The 17,406-nt window shown below is 71.7% G+C and carries 20 protein-coding genes; 9 read left to right on the top strand and 11 right to left on the bottom strand.

Annotated elements, in window-relative coordinates; all coding sequences use genetic code 11:
• Nucleotides 1-128 precede the first annotated feature (128 nt).
• Entirely contained in the window at nt 129-257 is a 129-nt protein-coding gene (locus ACZ6B8_RS16920) for an LPFR motif small protein (protein WP_471083602.1), read from the top strand.
• A gap of 195 nt (nt 258-452) precedes the next feature.
• On the opposite strand, the gene ACZ6B8_RS16915 is transcribed toward ACZ6B8_RS16920, so the two are convergent.
• Together ACZ6B8_RS16915 and ACZ6B8_RS16910 are read right to left on the bottom strand one after the other, a co-directional pair.
• Nucleotides 453-608, bottom strand: coding sequence for a DUF6131 family protein (locus ACZ6B8_RS16915; RefSeq protein ID WP_355807043.1), 156 nt, complete (start codon nt 606-608; stop codon nt 453-455).
• Between the two features lie 157 nt (nt 609-765).
• Nucleotides 766-1,104, bottom strand: coding sequence for a PRC-barrel domain containing protein (locus tag ACZ6B8_RS16910; RefSeq protein ID WP_471083944.1), 339 nt, complete (start codon nt 1,102-1,104; stop codon nt 766-768).
• A gap of 231 nt (nt 1,105-1,335) precedes the next feature.
• Here ACZ6B8_RS16910 and ACZ6B8_RS16905 point away from each other — a divergent pair, with 231 nt between their 5' ends.
• Nucleotides 1,336-1,896 carry a DinB family protein gene (locus ACZ6B8_RS16905; protein ID WP_471607678.1) on the top strand — a complete coding sequence of 187 codons (561 nt, stop codon included), beginning with the start codon at nt 1,336-1,338 and terminating at the stop codon, nt 1,894-1,896.
• A gap of 70 nt (nt 1,897-1,966) precedes the next feature.
• On the opposite strand, the gene ACZ6B8_RS16900 is transcribed toward ACZ6B8_RS16905, so the two are convergent.
• Entirely contained in the window at nt 1,967-2,971 is a 1,005-nt protein-coding gene (locus ACZ6B8_RS16900; RefSeq protein WP_471607677.1) for a GNAT family N-acetyltransferase, read from the bottom strand.
• 138 nt (nt 2,972-3,109) lie between these two features.
• Here ACZ6B8_RS16900 and ACZ6B8_RS16895 point away from each other — a divergent pair, with 138 nt between their 5' ends.
• Nucleotides 3,110-3,709: a TetR/AcrR family transcriptional regulator gene (locus ACZ6B8_RS16895; RefSeq protein WP_471607676.1), complete on the top strand. Its 600-nt coding sequence runs from the start codon at nt 3,110-3,112 to the stop codon at nt 3,707-3,709.
• Between the two features lie 155 nt (nt 3,710-3,864).
• On the opposite strand, the gene ACZ6B8_RS16890 is transcribed toward ACZ6B8_RS16895, so the two are convergent.
• Both ACZ6B8_RS16890 and cynR read right to left on the bottom strand, forming a co-directional pair.
• On the bottom strand, nt 3,865-4,380 hold the full coding sequence (locus tag ACZ6B8_RS16890) for a lytic polysaccharide monooxygenase auxiliary activity family 9 protein (RefSeq protein ID WP_471607675.1): 516 nt from the start codon (nt 4,378-4,380) through the stop codon (nt 3,865-3,867).
• 94 nt (nt 4,381-4,474) lie between these two features.
• Nucleotides 4,475-5,395 carry a transcriptional regulator CynR gene (gene cynR, locus ACZ6B8_RS16885; protein WP_471607674.1) on the bottom strand — a complete coding sequence of 307 codons (921 nt, stop codon included), beginning with the start codon at nt 5,393-5,395 and terminating at the stop codon, nt 4,475-4,477.
• A 119-nt stretch (nt 5,396-5,514) separates the two neighbouring features.
• On the opposite strand from cynR, the gene ACZ6B8_RS16880 reads away from it, so the two are divergent.
• From ACZ6B8_RS16880 to secD, 4 genes are all read left to right on the top strand, one after another.
• On the top strand, nt 5,515-6,117 hold the full coding sequence (locus ACZ6B8_RS16880) for a carbonic anhydrase (protein WP_471607673.1): 603 nt from the start codon (nt 5,515-5,517) through the stop codon (nt 6,115-6,117).
• 74 nt (nt 6,118-6,191) lie between these two features.
• Nucleotides 6,192-6,662: a cyanase gene (gene cynS, locus ACZ6B8_RS16875; protein ID WP_471607672.1), complete on the top strand. Its 471-nt coding sequence runs from the start codon at nt 6,192-6,194 to the stop codon at nt 6,660-6,662.
• Between the two features lie 244 nt (nt 6,663-6,906).
• A complete protein-coding gene (locus ACZ6B8_RS16870; RefSeq protein ID WP_471607671.1) occupies nt 6,907-7,278 on the top strand; it encodes a hypothetical protein in 372 nt (123 codons plus the stop codon).
• 144 nt (nt 7,279-7,422) lie between these two features.
• Complete coding sequence (gene secD / locus ACZ6B8_RS16865; RefSeq protein WP_471607670.1) at nt 7,423-9,765, top strand: protein translocase subunit SecD; 2,343 nt, start codon at nt 7,423-7,425, stop codon at nt 9,763-9,765.
• 160 nt (nt 9,766-9,925) lie between these two features.
• Here the strand turns inward: secD and ACZ6B8_RS16860 are convergent, their stop codons facing one another.
• The 6 genes from ACZ6B8_RS16860 to ACZ6B8_RS16835 form a co-directional block, all read right to left on the bottom strand.
• Nucleotides 9,926-10,474, bottom strand: a complete 549-nt coding sequence (locus tag ACZ6B8_RS16860; RefSeq protein WP_471083632.1) for a tellurite resistance TerB family protein — start codon at nt 10,472-10,474, stop codon at nt 9,926-9,928.
• A 113-nt stretch (nt 10,475-10,587) separates the two neighbouring features.
• A complete protein-coding gene (locus ACZ6B8_RS16855) occupies nt 10,588-11,643 on the bottom strand; it encodes a tartrate dehydrogenase (RefSeq protein WP_471607669.1) in 1,056 nt (351 codons plus the stop codon).
• A gap of 69 nt (nt 11,644-11,712) precedes the next feature.
• Nucleotides 11,713-12,600, bottom strand: a complete 888-nt coding sequence (locus ACZ6B8_RS16850) for a LysR family transcriptional regulator (protein WP_471607668.1) — start codon at nt 12,598-12,600, stop codon at nt 11,713-11,715.
• Between the two features lie 121 nt (nt 12,601-12,721).
• Complete coding sequence (locus ACZ6B8_RS16845) at nt 12,722-13,312, bottom strand: TetR family transcriptional regulator (protein ID WP_471607917.1); 591 nt, start codon at nt 13,310-13,312, stop codon at nt 12,722-12,724.
• A 159-nt stretch (nt 13,313-13,471) separates the two neighbouring features.
• On the bottom strand, nt 13,472-14,332 hold the full coding sequence (locus ACZ6B8_RS16840) for a DUF1206 domain-containing protein (RefSeq protein WP_471607667.1): 861 nt from the start codon (nt 14,330-14,332) through the stop codon (nt 13,472-13,474).
• Between the two features lie 116 nt (nt 14,333-14,448).
• The gene (locus ACZ6B8_RS16835) at nt 14,449-14,910 is read right to left on the bottom strand and encodes an STAS domain-containing protein (RefSeq protein WP_471083644.1); all 462 of its coding nucleotides are present in this window, start codon (nt 14,908-14,910) and stop codon (nt 14,449-14,451) included.
• A gap of 388 nt (nt 14,911-15,298) precedes the next feature.
• Between ACZ6B8_RS16835 and ACZ6B8_RS16830 the strand changes: the two genes are divergently transcribed.
• On the top strand, nt 15,299-16,090 hold the full coding sequence (locus ACZ6B8_RS16830; protein ID WP_471607666.1) for a hypothetical protein: 792 nt from the start codon (nt 15,299-15,301) through the stop codon (nt 16,088-16,090).
• A gap of 179 nt (nt 16,091-16,269) precedes the next feature.
• Entirely contained in the window at nt 16,270-17,376 is a 1,107-nt protein-coding gene (locus ACZ6B8_RS16825; protein WP_471607665.1) for an alpha/beta hydrolase, read from the top strand.
• Nucleotides 17,377-17,406 lie beyond the last annotated feature (30 nt).

Here is a 17,406-nt window from a genome sequence, read left to right as displayed (position 1 = left end):
GGGGACCGTCCCGTCGCCGTATCGGAAGAGTTTTCCCGGTGAGGGGCGGGGCAAGCGACTGTTGCAAGGCTGTGTGACCGCACACAGCAAATGACCGCTATTGAGTCACAGCTCTACGGAGGCCCCTCATGCTGAAGGCCATTGCAGACGTTTTCCGCGCCATCGGTGGAGCCATTGCCACGGTGGTCACCCTGCCGTTCCGCGCTGTCGCGCGGCTCTTCGGAGGCGCTTCGGACAGCGCCCACGGCCACCACTGACGGGCCCTTGAGGCCGCGACTTCCGGGCCTCACGGCCCACCACCGACGGCCATGGGAAGGGGGCCGGAGCAATTGCTCCGGCCCCCTTCCCATGGCCACTGCTGTCGGTTTTCAAGCCGATTCTTCGCTGTTCGCTTTTTGGTGTTCCCTTTGAACCGCCGATGTCACCGGTTCGCTCACCGATTCCGCTGACTTCTACCAGTAGTGCTTGCGCCCGCCCACCGAGTGGCCGACAGCTCCGAGAACCCAGAGGACCGCACCGATGACGAGCAGTGCGACGCCGATGGTCCAGAGAATGGAGATGCCTGTCAGCAGGCCGATGACGAGCAGAATGACGCCGAGTGCGATCATGGATCCTCCGACCCTGAGAACTTTTCTTAGTGTACTCCTGACGGGTGAAATCCGTCAGGTGGATGAATGCCGTCACCAGGGCCACGGGTACGGACAGGAACGCCCGCCACCCCGTGGCCCTGATGTTTCGTGCCAAAAAGAAACCGCCGTGGCGGAATCAGTGACCCGGACCGCTGTAATAGCCGCCGAGCTGGTCGCGGTAGGCGGGGTCGCCCAGATGCTTTTCCTTGTCGAACTCCGGGGCGTTCTTGATCTGCTCCTTGGTGCGCGAGACCGTGATCCGCCGCTCTTCGTGATCGATGCCGGTCACGGTGCTCGCGGGGAGCATGACCTCCTTGCCGAAGATCCAGACGCCGGTGTCCACGACGATGTACTGGTTGGCGACCTCGTCCGAGTGCTTGTCGACCTTGCCGATGTGCCCGTCCGTGGCCTCGACCTTGTAGCCCGTCAGATCCGCGTCGGGGCCGTGGCCGGCGGTCGGGACGTAGCTCCACATTTCGTTGCTCACGCAGGACTCCCTGATTGACACTTGAAACACGCGGCATTCGAATGCCGGAAGCAGCGCGGGTATTGATCGGCCGCTTCGATCCACCGAGTGTCCTGCCAGGGCGCGGTCAAACAGAAAGACGCGAATTTCCTGGAGCCCGCCGGTGCGTCGGCGTGGCGCCGTCGGAGCCCGCGCAAAATAGCTGGCGGCACCACGGCCGTACGGGCGACCATGGCGCGCATGAGCGACCAACCTGAGCGCTGGACCCGAGCGACCGTCTACAGCGACATGTGGGCGGATCCCGCCGACGACCCCCGCAACAGCGACGGGGCCAGCCCTGACGGTGAGCTGGCGACGCTGCAGGACTACCTGACGAGTTACCGCCTGACCCTGCGGATGAAGTGCGAGGGCCTGGACCCGGAGCAGCTGGCCCGCCGCTCGGTGCCGCCGTCGACGATGTCGCTGCTCGGCCTCGTGCGGCACCTGGCCGAGGTGGAGCGGGACTGGCGCAACTGGATCACCGAGGACGACCCGCTGCCGAAGCTGTACGGCCGCCGGGGCGCCGACTTCGACGAGGTGGTCGCCGGACCGGCCGAGGTCGACGCCGCGTTCGCGGACCTGGCGCGTGAACAGGACGCACTCGACGCCGCGCTGGCCGGCCACCAGGACCTGGGGGAGCGGCTGGGCAAGGAGGAGGTCTCCGTGCGGGAGCTGTGGGTGCACCGGATCGAGGAGTACGCCCGGCACTGCGGCCACGCCGACCTGTTGCGCGAGTGCGTGGACGGACGGGTGGGGCAGTGACGGCCGCACCCTGACGGGTGGGGCGGAGGCGGCACACCTCATGGCGGGTGGGGTGGTGGCCGTCGCCGCTCTAGCGGGCGGTACCGGGTGCGTCGTCCCAGGCCAGTGAGGTCATCCGCCAGCCGGCGGGAGTGCGGAGGTACTGCGTGGTCTTGTGACCGGAGCCTTCGAACGGTTCGCCGTTGCGGCGGCCGGACTTGCGGTACTCGCTGAACCGGTGGGCGACCGACCCGAAGATCTCGGTGCGCGCGGAGACCTCCCACTCCGTGAACTCCGTCAGAGTGCCGTCGGTGAGCATCTTCTGCCGGGGTTCGATGAACGCGTCGAGGTCGTAGAAGACGGGTTCGTCGCCGACGTTGGCGATGATCCGGCCCTGCGGGACGAAGACGTCGCGGATGACGCCGAGGTCGGGCTGCCTGCCGCCGGTGTTGGTGAAGGCGCCGATGAACACGTCCATCAGCCGGTCGAGTTCACGCTGGACGCCGGCGGTCGATCCCGCCCCTCCTCCGGTGCTCGTCCCTTCCCCGGCCGGCCGCCACTCCTCGGCGAGAACCGACCAGACCTCGCTGTCCTGTCGCTCCCCGCGATAGGGGTAGCGTCGGCGCAGGACGCCCTCGCGGGTCATGCCGAGCCGTCGCGCGACCTCGATGCTGCGGGTGTTGCCCGCGGCGACCCACCACTCGACGCGGCTCATCCCGCGCTCCTCGAAGGCCCAGTCGATCAGCACGCGGCAGGCCCGGGTCACCAGACCCCGGCCCGCACCGGCCGGCTCCGTCCAGCAGCCGACCTCGCAATACCCGGAGTCGGCCTCGAAGCGGGGGAACATGACGCCGCCGACCAGCGTGCCGTCCAGCCAGATGCCGAAGATCCGGCCGGTGTCCGCGGCGTGCCGGTCGGCGTAGCGCTGCAGGGTGGTCCTGGCCGATGCGAGATCGGTGCTGAAGGTCGCCCAGGGGATCCACGGGTCGACGGTGGCCCGGGCGCGGTCGATGTGGGCGAGGAACTCCGGTGCCTGCCACGGCTCCAGGGGGCGGAGCAGGGCGTGGTCGCCGTCGTCGAGCGGCAGAGTGAACATGGGCGGGCGCCCTCCTGGGACGACCGGGTCCGGTGCGGGACCGCGGAACCGGTGTGCGTACGGGACGGTTCGGGACCGGGCCGGTGGGAACAGGCCCGGGATGGTGCGTAACAAGTGTTCGGTACGTAAGGTAGCACCATGCCCCCCGCACCCGGAGACCGTGAAGCCCGCCGCAAGGACGTGTCCGAGGCGGTGTGGCGGGTCCTCGCCGACAAGGGCTTCGGCGGCCTGACGCTGCGGTCCGTCGCCGCCGAGATGGACGTCTCGACCGGCATGCTGATGCACTACTTCCCGACCAAGCGGGCCCTGGTCACGCACGCGCTGGACCTGTTGGAGAAGCGCACCGCGGAACGCCCCCGCCGCGCCCGGCCCGCCGAGGGCCTCGCCACCGTACGGGTCATGCTCCTGGACATCCTGCCGCTGACCCTGGGCGACACCGCCCGCAACCGCGTCTGGGTCAGCTCCTGGGACCTCTCCCTCGCCGACGGGCAACTGGCCGCGGAGCAGGCCGACCGCTACACGCGCCTGCGCGCGACGATCCTCCCCCACCTGGATGCCGCACGCGAGCTCGGCGAGCTGCCCGCCGACGCCGATCCGGAACAACTCGCCGCCACCGCGGTGGCGTTCACCCACGGGCTCGTCGTCCAGGCGCTCTTCGATCCCGCCCGGTTCCCGGAGGACGTGCAGACCGCCCTGCTCGACGGCTTCCTCGCCTCGATCGCCGTCGCCGCGACCTGAACGGGCGGTCCCGCTCGGCTCCGTACGGCAGAACGCCCGTCCCGCCGGACCGTTGAGGTCGGGCGGGACGGGCGCGGTGGCAGGTGTGTGGGGGTCCACCTCGGGGCTCGCCGCAGGGTCAGGTGCCGCGACGCGCCCCGGCCTCGGGGTCGGCGTCAGCCCTTGATGTTGACGTCGATACAGGCGTAGAACGCGTTCGAGGTGTCCGCGATGTTCCACACCGCGAGGACCTTCTGCCGGCCCTTGAGCCCGCCGAAGTCGACCTTGTGCGTGACGGTCTCGCCCGGCTGGGCGCCCCCGTCGTCGATCTCGGCGATCTTGTTGCCGCCGACGAAGTACTGCCAGGTGCTGGTGCTGTGACGGGCCGTCAGCTTCCAGCTGAACTCCTGGGCGGATCCGACGTCGGTGACCTGCCAGGCCTTGCTGTCGTCGTCGAGCTCGGCGAACCGCTCGTTGCCGCCGCTACAGGTCGTCTGGCCCTTGGGCCCCTCGACGCTCTGCGGCTCATGGGTGATGTCGCCGCACTCCACCGTGCCGGCCGCGCACTGCGCCTGTCGGCTCGGCGGTGAGTTGACGTAACCGTGGGCGCCGGCGGGGGAGATGGAGGTCAGGACGAGGACGGGCGCGATGCCCGCACCGATGACCGCCGCCAGTTTCCGCTTCGCATGCATCTCTGCTCCCTCTGGGGTGGGGGGGAGGGGGAAGAGGCGACCGGGCGCCTCGGTCGACTCATTGGCCTAGACCTTACTGATTGTCTGAACTCCGTCAACCCTTCAATTGTTCTTCGTGGGTCGGGAGTTGTGTCCGGGACCACTCGTGGGCCAGCCCGGTGAAGGCCAGCGCGGCGGCGCTCCGGTAGCCGCTCTCGCGGTGCAGGAGCGTGACCGTGCGCGCGGGCAGGGCGGGGTCGAGCGGGACGGTGTGCAGGTCGGGGCGGTCGCGGGTGAGGGCGGTGGGCAGCACCGTGGCCAGCGGGGTGTGCCGGACGATCTCGGTGAGGGCGTTGATCGAGGTGGCCTCCACGGCGACGGCGGGGCGCACGGCGTGCCGGCCGAGGTGGGTGTCGATGTGCACGCGGGTGGCGAAGTCGCCGCTGAGCAGGGCGAGCCGGGTCTCGGCGAGTGCGGCGAGGGGCAGGGGAGCGGCGCGGCCGGCGTATGGGTGGCGGTCGCCCACGACGAGGTCGAGGGTCTCGGTGAACAGGTCCGCGGCGGTCAGGCCGGGCAGGTGCGGGCCGTGGAAGGCGATGCCGAGGTCGAGCTCGTCGGCGAGCAGCGCCGGCTCGATGCGCTCCTGCGGAAGTTCCCTGAGATGCACGGTGATTCCGGGATGGCGGGCGTACAGCAGGGCGGTGAGCGGCCCGACGAGGTACGCCGTGAACGTGGGCGTCACCGCGAGGCGCAGCGTGCCGCGCGACAGGTCGGTCACGTCGTGCACCGCGCGCTCGGCGGCGGCGAGGTCCTGCAGGGCGCGCCGTGCGAGCGGCAGATAGGCGGAGCCGGCGTCGGTGAGCCGTACCGCGCGGCCCGTGCGGTCGAGCAGGGGGACACCGAGCGCGCGCTCCAGCTGCCGGATCTGCTGGGAGAGCGTCGGCTGGGAGATGTGCAGCGCCTCCGCCGCCCGCGTGAAGTTGCCGTGCTCGGCGACGGCGATGAGGTAGCGCAGATGACGCAGTTCCGGGGCCATGCCCTCAACTATAGATGTGGTCGATGGCACTCAGGCTCAACAAGTCTTGGACGCTATAGCAGCAGGTCATGCACGGTGGGACTCATCAGCCCCTGAGGGGCATATCGAAGGGAGTGATCGTGACCGCGCAGGACCTCACCACAGGAGTGAAGCGTTTCCAGCGGGATGTCTTTCCGGCCAAAGCGGAGTTGTTCGCGGACCTGGCCGACCGGCACGCGCCGGACACGCTGTTCATCGGCTGCTCCGACGCCCGCGTCGTACCCGAGCTGATCACCCAGCGCGAACCGGGCGAGCTCTTCGTCGTCCGCACGGCCGGCAATCTCGTACCGGCCCACGCACCGCACCCCGACGGGATCGCCGCGAGCGTCGAGTACGCGGTGACCGTCCTCGGCGTCGCCGACATCGTGGTGTGCGGCCACTCGGCCTGCGGCGCGATGACCGCCCTCGCCGAGCGCCACGACCTGAGCGGCACCCCCGCCGTCGCCGCCTGGCTGCGCCACGCGGATGCCGCGGGGGCCTCCGTGCCCGACTCCCCGGCCGGCGCCGAACGCGTCGCGGCCGTGGTGCGGGCGAACGTCCTCGCCCAGCTCACCCACCTGTCCACGTACCCCTCGGTGGTCCGCGCCCTGGACCGCGGCGCGCTCACCCTGCACGGCTGGGTCTACGACATCGCCTCCGGCGCCGTCGAGAACCTCACCCGGGCCGCCGCGCCGGCCGTATGACGCCGTCGGCCGTCACCCGGCCCCGTACGGCCGAATCCGTACCCCTCACCCGTACCCCGAAAGGACAAAACGCCATGAACCAAGCCCAGTTCGACCCCACCGCCCGTCAGGATCTCGCCGTCTGCGCCGTCGAGGCCAAGGTGCGCGAGGACCTGTCCTGGCGGCAGATCGCCGACACGGCCGGTCTGTCCGTCGCCTTCGTCACCGCGGCCGTCCTCGGACAGCACGCGCTGCCCGAGCCCGCCGCACGGGCCGTCACCGAGCTGCTCGGTCTGGACGACGACGCCGCGCTGCTGCTGCAGACGATCCCGACCCGCGGCTCGATCCCCGGCGGCATACCGACCGACCCCACCATCTACCGCTTCTACGAGATGCTCCAGGTCTACGGCACCACGCTGAAGGCCCTCGTCCACGAGGAGTTCGGCGACGGCATCATCAGCGCGATCAACTTCCGGCTCGACGTGCGCAAGGTCGCCGATCCCGACGGCGGCGAGCGCGCGGTGATCACCCTGGACGGCAAGTACCTGCCCACCAAGCCGTTCTGACCGGCCGGTCCGAGCGCCGGTCCGACCGGCGCTCGGACCGGGAGGCGGGGAGGAGACCGTGAGCGTGCCGCCTCGCCGGGGCGTGGTGCCCACCAGCCCGGTGGAGTACGGGGCCTGATGGCCCGTCCGTACCGTGGACACACGCGGGGAACGCAAGCGTGGAACGGACCGGTGCGGCCGTACGTTGAGCAGGGCGGGGCCGCGCCGGGCGCACCCGAACGGGCAACGGAGGGGCGGGGCAGACGTGTCGCAGCAGAGCCGTTCCGCGCGTGCGGCCGTGTCCGCGCTGGCCTTCGTCGTCACGGTGCTCGCCCTGCTGGTCCCCTCCGCCGCGGCGTACGGGACACCGGCCGACGGACCGCTCACGCGGCACAGCGTGGCGGCGCACGCCGCGCAGCCGACCGGGCCGCATGACGTCCCCGCCCTGCACATCGCCGTCGCCCACCGTCCGGACGCGCACATTCCGGGCCCCAGGCCGGCAGGCCCGCCGCCCACCGCCCTCGACATCGCACCCCACCGAGGCCCGGGCGGGCCCGACGCCCACCCCGCTGCCGCCCTCGCGCCGACACCGTGGCCCCATGCGGCGGCCGCCCCGCGCGGGCCGCCCCACCGATGAGCACGCAGACCCTTCCCGGCGCCTGACCCGTCGCCCCCCCCGCAGGACGCGACGCCCCGCACACCACGCGCGGCGCGTACCGCTCCTCGTCGGCGCGACGTCCGGTCACGCGCTCCTTCGACCTGCCCTCATCGTGGAGACCCCATGTCACGCGCGCCCTGGTGGCGGGCGATCGTCGCCCTCGCCGTCGTCGCCCTGTCCCTCTACATCGCCCTCACCCAGTCCGCCCGCCTCGGCCTCGACCTGCGCGGCGGCACCCAGATCGTCCTGGAGACCAGAAGCACACCGGCCGTCACGGCGGACGCCGCATCCACCGACCGCGCCCTGGAGGTCCTCCGGCAGCGCGTCGACGCCCTCGGCGTCGCCGAACCGGGCATCGCACGCTCCGGCGACAAGCGCATCATCGTCGAGCTGCCCGGCGTGCAGGACCCCCGTAAGGCCGCCGAAGTCATCGGCCGCACCGCTCAGCTGACGATCCACCCGGTGACGGGGGAGTCGGCGGCGAAGGGCCCCGCGAAGCCCGCCCCCGACGGGTCGCGCACACTGCCCGACCCCGAACGCCCCGGCAACCATCTCCGACTCGGCCCCACCGCACTGACCGGCGACGGTGTGAAGGACGCCGCGGCCACGCTCGATCAGCAGTCGACGGCAGGCTGGACCGTGAACCTGTCCTTCCGCGAAGACGCCGGGCGCACCTGGGCGGACCTCACCGGCGACGCCGCCTGCGCGCCGCAGGGCGCGCCCGGACGCCGCGTCGCCATCACCCTCGACGACAAGATCATCTCCGCGCCCGGGGTCGACGGGAACGTGGCGTGCCGCACCGGCATCACCGGCGGTTCCACCCAGATCACCGGCTCGTTCGGGCAGTCCGAGGCCCGTGATCTCGCCGCGCTCGTCAAGGGCGGAGCGCTGCCGGTGCCCGTCGACGTCGTCGAGCAGCGCACCGTCGGCCCGACGCTCGGTGCCGAAGCCATCGAGGCGAGCACCCGGGCGGCCCTGATCGGCATCGCCCTGACCGCGCTGTTCATCACCGTCGTCTACCGGCTCCTCGGCGCGCTCGCCGCCTTCGCCCTCACGCTCTACGGCCTGATCTCGTACGCGGCCCTGGTGGCGCTCGGCGCGACCCTCACCCTGCCCGGACTCGCCGGCTTCGTCCTGGCCATCGGCATGGCCGTCGACGCCAACGTGCTCGTCTTCGAACGGGCCAGGGAGGAGTACCTCGCCGTACGCTCGACCGACTTGGCCAAACCGGTGCGCACCGGCTTCGCGAAGGCGTGGAGCGCGGTCGTCGACTCGAACGTGACGACGCTGCTCGCCGCCGGACTGCTGTTCTTCTTCGCCACGGGGCCGGTCAAGGGGTTCGGCGTCACCTTGTCCATCGGCGTCCTCGCGTCGATGGTCACCGCACTGGTCATCACCCGCGTCCTCGCCGACTTCGCCGTCGGTCGCGGCTGCGTCCGGCGGCGGCCCGCCCTGACCGGCATCGCCGCCACGGGCCGCCTCCGCACCTGGCTGGCCCGCCGCGACCCGGACCTGGTGCGCCACCGGCGCCGCCGGCTCGGCGCCAGTGCCCTCCTGGTCGCCGTGGCCGTCGCGGGCATCGCCCTGCGCGGCCTGGAGTTCGGCGTCGAGTTCACCGGGGGCCGGCTCGTCGAGTACAGCACCAGCAGGCCCGTCGACGCCGACACCGCCCGTGGCGCCGTCGCCGACGCGGGATTCCCGCGCGCGGTGGTGCAGGAGTCCGGGGACGGCGGCATCAGCGTCCGCACGGAGCGGCTCACCGACGCCGAACAGCAGCGCGTCAAGGCGTCCTTGGAGGGCCCCGGCGGCACGGTCACCGTCGAACGTGACGACCTGATCGGACCGAGCCTCGGCGACGAACTCCGCCGGAAGGCGCTGATCGCCCTCGGCATCGCCGTCACTGCTCAGCTCATCTACCTGAGCGTGCGCTTCCGTTGGACGCTCGCGGCGGCCGCCGTGTCGGCGATGGTCCATGACGTGCTGATCGTCGTGGGTCTCTTCGCCTGGCTCGGCAAACCCGTCGACAGCGTCTTCCTCGCCGCGCTGCTCACCGTGATCGGCTACTCGGTCAACGACACGGTGGTCGTCTTCGACCGGCTGCGCGAGGCCCGCCGCCGCGATCCGCGCCGCGATCTGGCGGCCCTCGCGAACCGTGCCGTCGTCCAGACGCTGCCCCGCACCGTGAACACGGGCATGGGCGCCCTGTTCATCCTCACCGCCCTCGCGGTGCTCGGCGGCGACTCGCTCGCGGACTTCTCCCTGGCACTGATCGCCGGCGTCCTGATCGGCATGGCCTCGACGGTCTTCACGGCCGTCCCGCTGGCCGTCGCGCTCGAACACCGCAATCCGCCGGCTCCGCCGACCGCGCGGCCGAGGCGGTCGGACGGCGCGGACGAGGGGCCGCGCGGCTACAGCCCGTTGGAGGCGAGGAGGAGGAAGGAGCGCGGCACGGGAGCGGTGGTCTGAGCCCGGCCGAGCCATATCCGGTTGTGTCGACGCCGTACGTCGGACAGAGGTCTCGGGCCGGCAGGACGAACTGACCACCTACGGGCCCCTCCTGTCCGACGACGGCGCCCGCCGCGGCGCCCGTACGCCCTGCCGCCGGACCGGACAGTCGGTCAGCCGGTCAGAGGCCGAACTCCTGAGGCGAGACGCCGAGCGCGGCGCACGCCTCGCGCAGAACCTGCTCCTCGGCCGGCGCGATGTATCCGTCCGCCCCCGCGACGACGAAACCGGTCTGCACGACCGCCTTGGCCTCCGCCGGCTTCTTCGCCGCCTTGGCGATCTCCTGCATCGCCTCGGTCTTGCCGTGCTGGAAATTGGCCGTCAACTGGTCGATGTGCTTGGTGAACCGCTGGCGCAACTGCTCCGGCGGGAAGTTCTGCAGCACGTCGTTCTGCAGGATCAGCGTCTCGACATGCTGCCGCTCGGCCGGGTCCACCGAACCGTCCGCGGCCGCCACCAGAGCGCACATCGCCATGCTGGCGTCCCGGTAGGCGCCGCTCTTGAGCTCCGTCTTGAGCGAGCTGAGCTGGGACTTCAGAACGCCCACGAGCTGCGCCTTCGACCCGCCGCCGGACCCGGACCCCGACCTTCCGGGGCCGCCGGAGCTCCGCGCCCCCTGTCCCTGCTGCAGACCCTTGGCCTGGTCCTTGATCCGGTCCCACATCGCCATCCGTGCCACCTCGGCTTGCCGTTCGCTCGTACTCGCGCGTTCTGCGCGTCGTTCTGCCAACGCCTCCCCGTCCCACGGAGTTCCTCGTCGGGGCGGCACATCGCGGACGGCCGTCAGAGCAGCGCGAGGAGCATCTCGGTGAACTCGTCGGTGCCCGCTTCGCCGCCGAGATCGGGGGTGCGCACATCGGTCTCGGCGAGCACCCTGGCGATGGCCCCGGTGACGTCGGCGGCCGCCGCACCATGGCCCAGGTGGTCGAGCATCATCGCCACCGCCCCGATCGCCCCGAGCGGATTGGCGACACCGCGCCCCGCGATGTCGGGCGCCGAGCCGTGCACCGGCTCGAACATGGAGGGGAAGTCGCGCTCCGGATTGAGGTTGGCGGCCGGCGCGATCCCGATGGAGCCCGCCACCGCGGCGGCCAGATCGCTGAGGATGTCACCGAAGAGGTTGGAGGCGACGACGACGTCGAAACGGGCGGGGTCGAGGACGAACTTGGCCGCCAGCGCGTCGATGTGCTCCTGGTCCCACTCCACCCGAGGGTGGGCGGCGCCTCGCTCGGCGACCAGCTCGTCCCAGAACGGCAGGGTGTGCACGATGCCGTTCGACTTGGTGGCCGAGGTGAGCCGACCGCCGCGCCGCGCGGCCAGACCGAAGGCGAAGTCCACCACGCGCGTCACCCCGGCACGGGTGAACACGGACTCCTGCACGGCCATCTCCTCCGGAAAGCCCCGGTTGAGCCTGCCGCCGATCTCGCTGTACTCGCCCTCGACGTTCTCCCGCACGACGACGAGGTCGACCTCGCCCGGCACGGCCGAGCGCAGGGGGCTCTCCACCCCGGCGAAGAGGCGGACCGGACGCAGGTTCACGTACTGGCGGAAGCCACGCCGGATGGGGATCAACAGGCCCCACAGCGAGACGTGGTCGGGGACGTCCGGGTGGCCGACCGCGCCGAGCAGAATGGCGTCCTTGTCCCGCAGCAGGTCGATGCCGTCCTCGGGCATCATGGCGCCCTCGCTGAGGTGGCGCGCGCACGACCAGTCGTAGGACGTGTACGTGAAGTCGAGGCCGTGCCGGGCGCCGACGGCGTCGAGGACGCGCCGGGCCGGCGGCAGCACCTCGGCTCCGATGCCGTCGCCGGGGATGAGTGCGATGTGGTGGTGGGGCATCTCCCGATTGCAGCAACCGGCGGGTCCGGCCGTCCAGGACGCTCTGCCGATCAGCCTGACAGGCGGCGCCTATGCGTCGTCGAGGGTGGCGAGAGCGCAGGTCACAAACGCCCGCGCGGCGGGCGACTGCTCGGCCCCGCGGCGCACCAGAGAGATCCGCAGCGCCGTCCGCGGCTCGATGTCCAGCACCCGTGCCCCGGCCCGCTCGGCCGTCGCGCGCCAGGCCTCGGTGACCACGGCGACCCCGACGCCCGCCAGCACCAACGGCAGGATCGCCACCCGGTGTTCGGTCTCCGCCGCGACGGTGAAGTCGATCCCCCGCTCCCGCAGCCCGTCGACGTACGCGCGCATCCCGGTGCCCCGCTGCCCGACGATCAACCGGTGCCCGGCGAGCTCGGCGCAGTGCACCGGGCGGTCCTCGGGGAACGGTCCGTCCGGCGGGGTGACCAGGACGAAGCGCTGCTCGCCCGCCGCATGGGCGACCACGTCCCGGTCGGAGACGGGTTCGGACGACGCGAGGAGACCGAGCTCGGCGGCCCCGGTGCGCACCATGTCGATGACACCGCGCGCGGTGAAGGCGGCCCGGATGGTCACCGAGACGCCCGGGTAGCGGGCGCCGAAGCTCCGGACCATCGTGGTCAGCGGCTCCACCGCCTGTGAGGGCATCGCGGCGACGTCCAGCCGCCCCGCGCGCACTTCGTGCACGGCGGCGACACTGGCGCGGGCCGTCGCCAGACTGCGTACGGCCGCCCGTGCGGGTTCGATCAGGGCCGTCCCCGCCTCGGTGAGCACGGCCCGGCGGCCGATGCGGTGGAACAGGCTGCTGCCCAGGTCCCGTTCCAGCGCGCGCACGGCCTGCGAGAGCGAGGGCTGGGAGAGGTACAGGGCCGATGCCGCCCGGTGGAAGCCGCCGTGGTCCACGATCGCGAGGAAGTACTCCAGCTGACGAACATCCATGCGTCGATCCTCGGAAGATCCGCGCGGGATTCCTCGCGCGCGGGGACGGTGTGCGGCGTGCCCAGCGGGGACGGGGGTTGGACGGATCGAGCGGGGGCCGGCGGGAAAGCGGCCTCCAGGGTCACCGGACTTCGACGGCGTCCAGTGCCGGGCCGAGCACGGCGAAGGACCGGTCGAGCAGGGCGAACGGGTCTTCGGCGGCGTCGCTGCCGCTCCACCGCTGCAGCACGGTGTCGAAGGCGGTCAGCGCCATCCCCGCGGCCAGTCGGGGATACAGGTCGGTCTCCGGGTCGAGGCCGGTGCGGCGCGCCAGCTCCCGTGTCAGATCGCCGCGCCACTGTGCCTGTCGCTCCAGGAACCGGGCCAGCAGCGCGGGCGTCCGCAGAATGAGCTGCACCACGCCGAGTGCGCGGTCGGAGTGGTCGGAGCAGGCGGCGAGCGGCACCCCGACGGCGTGCCGCAGCGCCTGGGAGGGGCTCTCGTCGGCGGGGCGGGCCGCCAGCTCCGCCCGCATGTCGGTGCCCATGTCCGCCAGGAACTGGACGACCACGTCCTCCTTGGACGCGAAGTACCGGAAGAACGTCCGCCGGGAGACCCCGGCGGCGGTCACGATCTCGTCGATGGTGACCGCGTCGTATCCCTTGAGGGCCAGCAACTGCAGCGCGGACTCGGTCAGTTCGTCCGAGACGAGGCGGCGCTTGCGTTCGGCCATGCTCAGTTTGGGGCGGGAGGTCACCCGGTCATCGTACACAGCGGGTGGTCGTGTGCCGTGAACGGCGTTCAGGGGCCGGAGCGGCATCGGGTGCCATCAGCGAAAAGCCGGACAAGGGGCACGGGGGAGCCCCGTGCACCCTGCCCGGCGCGCCGGACGTCAGAACTTGCGCCAGCGGGCGTTGACCCAGGAGAAGAGTCCGAACGCGCCCAGGCCGATGGCGATCAGCATCAGCAGCCAGGGCCCCGCGCCGGTGTCGGCGAAGGAGCGCAGCGTGTTGTCCATGCCCTTGGCCTCGCCGGGCTTGTGCCGCAGGGCCGCGCTGACGGCGAATCCGCCGGCCACGGCGAACACGATGCCCCGGGCCGTGCCACCGGTGACGCCGAGGACGTCGACGCCCTGCCGCACCCGCCGGGACATGTCCGCCATGCGCAGCTTGTCGTGGAACTTCCGCAGGAGCGCGCGTCCGGCGATCCAGACCCCCGCCACGATCACCCCGACGCCCGCGGCGGCGACGATCCACTGCCCGCCCGGCCAGTCGAGCACCTTGGCCGTCGCGTCCTGGGTGGTCTTGTCGCTCGAGCCGCTGCCGCTGCCCTTGTCGCCCGCGGCGTAGGCGAGCACGGAGTACGACACGAAGCAGTAGAAGAGGCAGCGCACACCCGCCAGGGCGCGTTTGCTCGCCTTGTCGCCGTCGGGGCCGGCCTGCCCGAAGAAGACTTCCGAGAGCCGCCACAGCGCCATGCCGGCCAGGGCGCAGCCGAGCAGCCACAGCATGACGTTGCCGAACGGCTTGTCGGCGATCTCCGCCATCGCCCCGCCCCGGTCCGCCTGGCGTTTGCCGCCGCCGTCGGAGAAGGCGATGCGCAGGGCCAGCGCGCCCACCAGGAGGTAGATGACACCGCGCCCGACGAAACCGGCGCGGGCCACCGCCGCGACGGTTCGCCCCTTGGCCGCCTGCCGGGCCTTGCGCTTCCCGCGGTGGGTGGCCGAGGGGAGGCGTATGGATGAGAGATGCATGGCAGCCGAGTACCCCCGGGGAGTTGCCTCATGCTGCCCCTGTTCCGGTCTTCTCGGTGGTCCGGGCCCCGCTCCGGAGCGCGGTGCCCTGGTGGAGCTTTCCCTCGCGGGGCGCTTCAGCCCGATCCGCTGCGCGCGCCGGTCCGCACACAGGGGACCGGCGCGCCGGCCGGGATGGTGAATGCCCGGTCGAGCGCGGTGATGCGCAGCAGCCGCCGGTTGCGCGCGCTGCCGGGGACGAGCCACAACGTGCCCTTGTCCCGCTCCACTTGACGACGGATCCGCACCAGCAGCCGCAGGCCGCCGGCATCCATGAAGGTCACTTCTCGGAGGTCGGTGACGACCCGTGGGCCGGCCCTGTCGAGGAGTGCCGTGACACGGGGGGCGAGCTCCTGGTCGGCCCAGGCGTCAAGTTCGCCCCAGAACGCAAGGACATCAGTGCCGTTCACCACGCGGTGACGCAGGCCGAAGGTGAAGTCGGCGGTGCCCGTTTCCCAGTGCAGCAGTGTCCCTCTCCCTTCACGGAGAGTAATCGAATGTGCGATGGCGCGGCCACGAAGACCGGCGCCGGACGCCACCGAGGTCCTGGGTGGCACCGAGGTCATATGTAAATCGTTCCCGCTCAGAGCTATATGTACCCCTACGGGGCAAGCGGAATCCCGAACCGCACCCACGATGGGGTATCGAGACAATGGCTACGGAGAGTAGTCATGCGGGGGAGTTGACTCACGGGGTCGCGCGGAGGACGCGACGGTAGCCGCCCGGTGTCGTTCCGAGGGCGCGCGAGAACCGTCGGCCGAGGTGGGGGGTGTCCTGCCGGGCCGCAAGAGTCCAAGCCCGTGCCGCGATTGTCCATGGCGCCGCGGTGGGGGCCCGGCGGGACACTGCTGCGCGCGTCTCTCTCCCGACCCGGAGTCTCCGGCCCCCACGCGGAGACTCCGGCCCCACACAGAGGAGGAACAGGACATGATCCCGGTCAGAGTCCGCCGCCGGTGCGGCATGAGCGCGGCGGCCGTCGCGGCCGCGGGACTGCTGCTGGCGGCACCCCAACCCGCCGCCGCCTCGGTCGGCGGCGGCAACGTGTCGATCAGCTGGTCCGTGCCCGGCACCCCGTCCGCGGGCCTGAGCAACCTCACCTTCCCCATCGCGGTGAACCCGGCCACCGCGCATACGTCGGGCATCTACTTCGCCCAGCAGTTCGGCTTCACCAAGGCTCAGGACGTGGGCTACACCGGCCTGCAGCCCCGCGCGAACAGCGGCGGAAGCGAGCGGCTGTCCGCCCGTTTCTCCACCTTCGTGGCCGGCTCGACCACCGATGACCCGCTCTGTCACGAGGGCGCCGACGGTGGGCCGGGGGTGACCTGTGCGGTCGACTTCGACGGCGTCTACGGTCACCGCTACGACATGCGGGTCGAGCGCAGCGGGACCGACACCTGGACCGGTACGGCCAGGGACACGGTCACCGGCAAGGAGACCCACCTCGGCACGTACACGCTCCCGGCGGGCAGCGGTGGCCTGCGCGGATCCCAGGGCGGCTTCGTCGAGTACTACGCGGGAATCCCCAGCTGCGCGGAGATGCCCCGGTCCGACGCGGTCTTCGGCGGCCCCACGTCCACCGACGCGGGCGGCCTGAGCGGCACGTCGAGGGCGAACTACGAGTACAGCGACTGCGTGGGCGAGTCCAACTACCGGGCGGAGGAGGTCGGTTCGGGGACGCACGTGACCCGGGGCTTCGTCGGTCGGGCGGGCCGGGCGTGAGGAGCCCGCTGCGTCTGCCGTAGCGGTACCGCGGTAAACCACCGCGGTACGCGATCTCCAACCTCGGCGGTATGCGGGCGCGTTTCGGCGGCGATAGCGTCGCAGCGCTGTTGGCGGCGGGGCGCGTCCCCGAGGGGTGGAGCGGAGCGGTGGGGGCCATGCGGTGGCGGAGAAGATCCTTGAAGGCATTGCTGGCGGCCACCGCACTGGTCCTCGGCCCGGTTCTCGCGGGGGTCTCCGCCCCGCCCGCCCAAGCGGACGTGAGCTGCCCGGACATCGGGTCCGGTGACACGAACGGCCTGGACCTGCGGGACTGGCGGCCCTCGCCCGACGGGCAGGTCTGCGAGGCCGAGTTCACCACCGGAGCGCTGTTCACCCCGCGCGGTCCCGGGGCGCCGCAGATCGACCCGGTCCACAAGCCCGTAAGGGTCCGTGTCCATCTGCCCGCGGACTACAACCCGTCGGCGGAGTACCCGGTGCTCTACCTGCTCCACGGTGGAGCCGCCGACTACGAGCAGTGGACCAGCGGCGGCGGCAACGCCGTCCGCAGCATCACACGGGCCGGCTTCAAGGGCATCGTCGTCATGCCCGAGGGCGGCAAGGTCGGGTTCTACTCCGACTGGGACGGCCACACCTACGGCAACGTCACACCGCAGTGGGAGACGTTCCACATCGCGCAGTTGGTGCCCTGGGTCGACGCGCACTTCGCCACCTCCGGCCGCCGCGCCGTCGCCGGCATGTCCATGGGCGGGTACGGCGCGCTCAAGTACGCGGCCCAGCATCCCGACCTGTTCAGCGCCGTCGGCGCCTTCTCCGGCGGCACGGACATCCGGCGCCCCGACCACCAGCAGATCGTCGACGAGGGCACCACGCTGTACGGGGCGCGCTTCTGGTGGCACGGCTCGGGCAGTGACGCGGGGAACTACTGGAAGTACCTGTTCCCCGGCAACCCCGACGCGCTGCGGCGCACCGAGCTGGTCTTCGGGCCGCAGTCCGGCTGGCCCGCGTTCAACCCGGCCCAGGTGGCGCAGGGCCACCCCGACGCGTACCGGTCGTACCAGGGCCGGATGGCGCTCTACGCCGGCCGCAACGAGGATCCGTACACCTGGAACAACGCGCTGCACATGATCCTGAAGCAGCAGAGCGTCCCGCATCGCTACTGCTCGGGACCCGGCGGCCACGACTTCTCCACCTGGACTCCCGCGCTGGAGCACTTCCTCCGCCTCGCCTTCGGCTCCGCGCCCACCGCGTGCCCGGACGCCGCCGGCTGGCGGCAGGAACCCTGAGCCTGGGGGACGCGGAGGCCCGCGGCCTCG

The sequence above is a fragment of the Streptomyces sp. NPDC041122 genome, assembly GCF_055592445.1.
Note: the sequence above shows the minus strand (reverse complement) of the source record. Positions and strands in the feature narration are given on the sequence as shown.

Excerpts from the sequence above, each read along its gene's own strand:
- ACZ6B8_RS16830 (WP_471607666.1), top strand. The coding sequence starts at position 15,299 with ATGATCCCGGTCAGAGTCCGCCGCCGGTGCGGCATGAGCGCGGCGGCC.
- ACZ6B8_RS16915 (WP_355807043.1), bottom strand. The coding sequence starts at position 608 with ATGATCGCACTCGGCGTCATTCTGCTCGTCATCGGCCTGCTGACAGGC.
- ACZ6B8_RS16900 (WP_471607677.1), bottom strand. The coding sequence starts at position 2,971 with ATGTTCACTCTGCCGCTCGACGACGGCGACCACGCCCTGCTCCGCCCC.
- secD (WP_471607670.1), top strand. The coding sequence starts at position 7,423 with ATGTCACGCGCGCCCTGGTGGCGGGCGATCGTCGCCCTCGCCGTCGTC.
- ACZ6B8_RS16860 (WP_471083632.1), bottom strand. The coding sequence starts at position 10,474 with ATGGCGATGTGGGACCGGATCAAGGACCAGGCCAAGGGTCTGCAGCAG.
- cynS (WP_471607672.1), top strand. The coding sequence starts at position 6,192 with ATGAACCAAGCCCAGTTCGACCCCACCGCCCGTCAGGATCTCGCCGTC.
- ACZ6B8_RS16910 (WP_471083944.1), bottom strand. The coding sequence starts at position 1,104 with ATGTGGAGCTACGTCCCGACCGCCGGCCACGGCCCCGACGCGGATCTG.
- ACZ6B8_RS16855 (WP_471607669.1), bottom strand. The coding sequence starts at position 11,643 with ATGCCCCACCACCACATCGCACTCATCCCCGGCGACGGCATCGGAGCC.
- ACZ6B8_RS16850 (WP_471607668.1), bottom strand. The coding sequence starts at position 12,600 with ATGGATGTTCGTCAGCTGGAGTACTTCCTCGCGATCGTGGACCACGGC.
- ACZ6B8_RS16905 (WP_471607678.1), top strand. The coding sequence starts at position 1,336 with ATGAGCGACCAACCTGAGCGCTGGACCCGAGCGACCGTCTACAGCGAC.
- ACZ6B8_RS16895 (WP_471607676.1), top strand. The coding sequence starts at position 3,110 with ATGCCCCCCGCACCCGGAGACCGTGAAGCCCGCCGCAAGGACGTGTCC.
- ACZ6B8_RS16840 (WP_471607667.1), bottom strand. The coding sequence starts at position 14,332 with ATGCATCTCTCATCCATACGCCTCCCCTCGGCCACCCACCGCGGGAAG.
- cynR (WP_471607674.1), bottom strand. The coding sequence starts at position 5,395 with ATGGCCCCGGAACTGCGTCATCTGCGCTACCTCATCGCCGTCGCCGAG.
- ACZ6B8_RS16890 (WP_471607675.1), bottom strand. The coding sequence starts at position 4,380 with ATGCATGCGAAGCGGAAACTGGCGGCGGTCATCGGTGCGGGCATCGCG.
- ACZ6B8_RS16845 (WP_471607917.1), bottom strand. The coding sequence starts at position 13,312 with ATGGCCGAACGCAAGCGCCGCCTCGTCTCGGACGAACTGACCGAGTCC.
- ACZ6B8_RS16920 (WP_471083602.1), top strand. The coding sequence starts at position 129 with ATGCTGAAGGCCATTGCAGACGTTTTCCGCGCCATCGGTGGAGCCATT.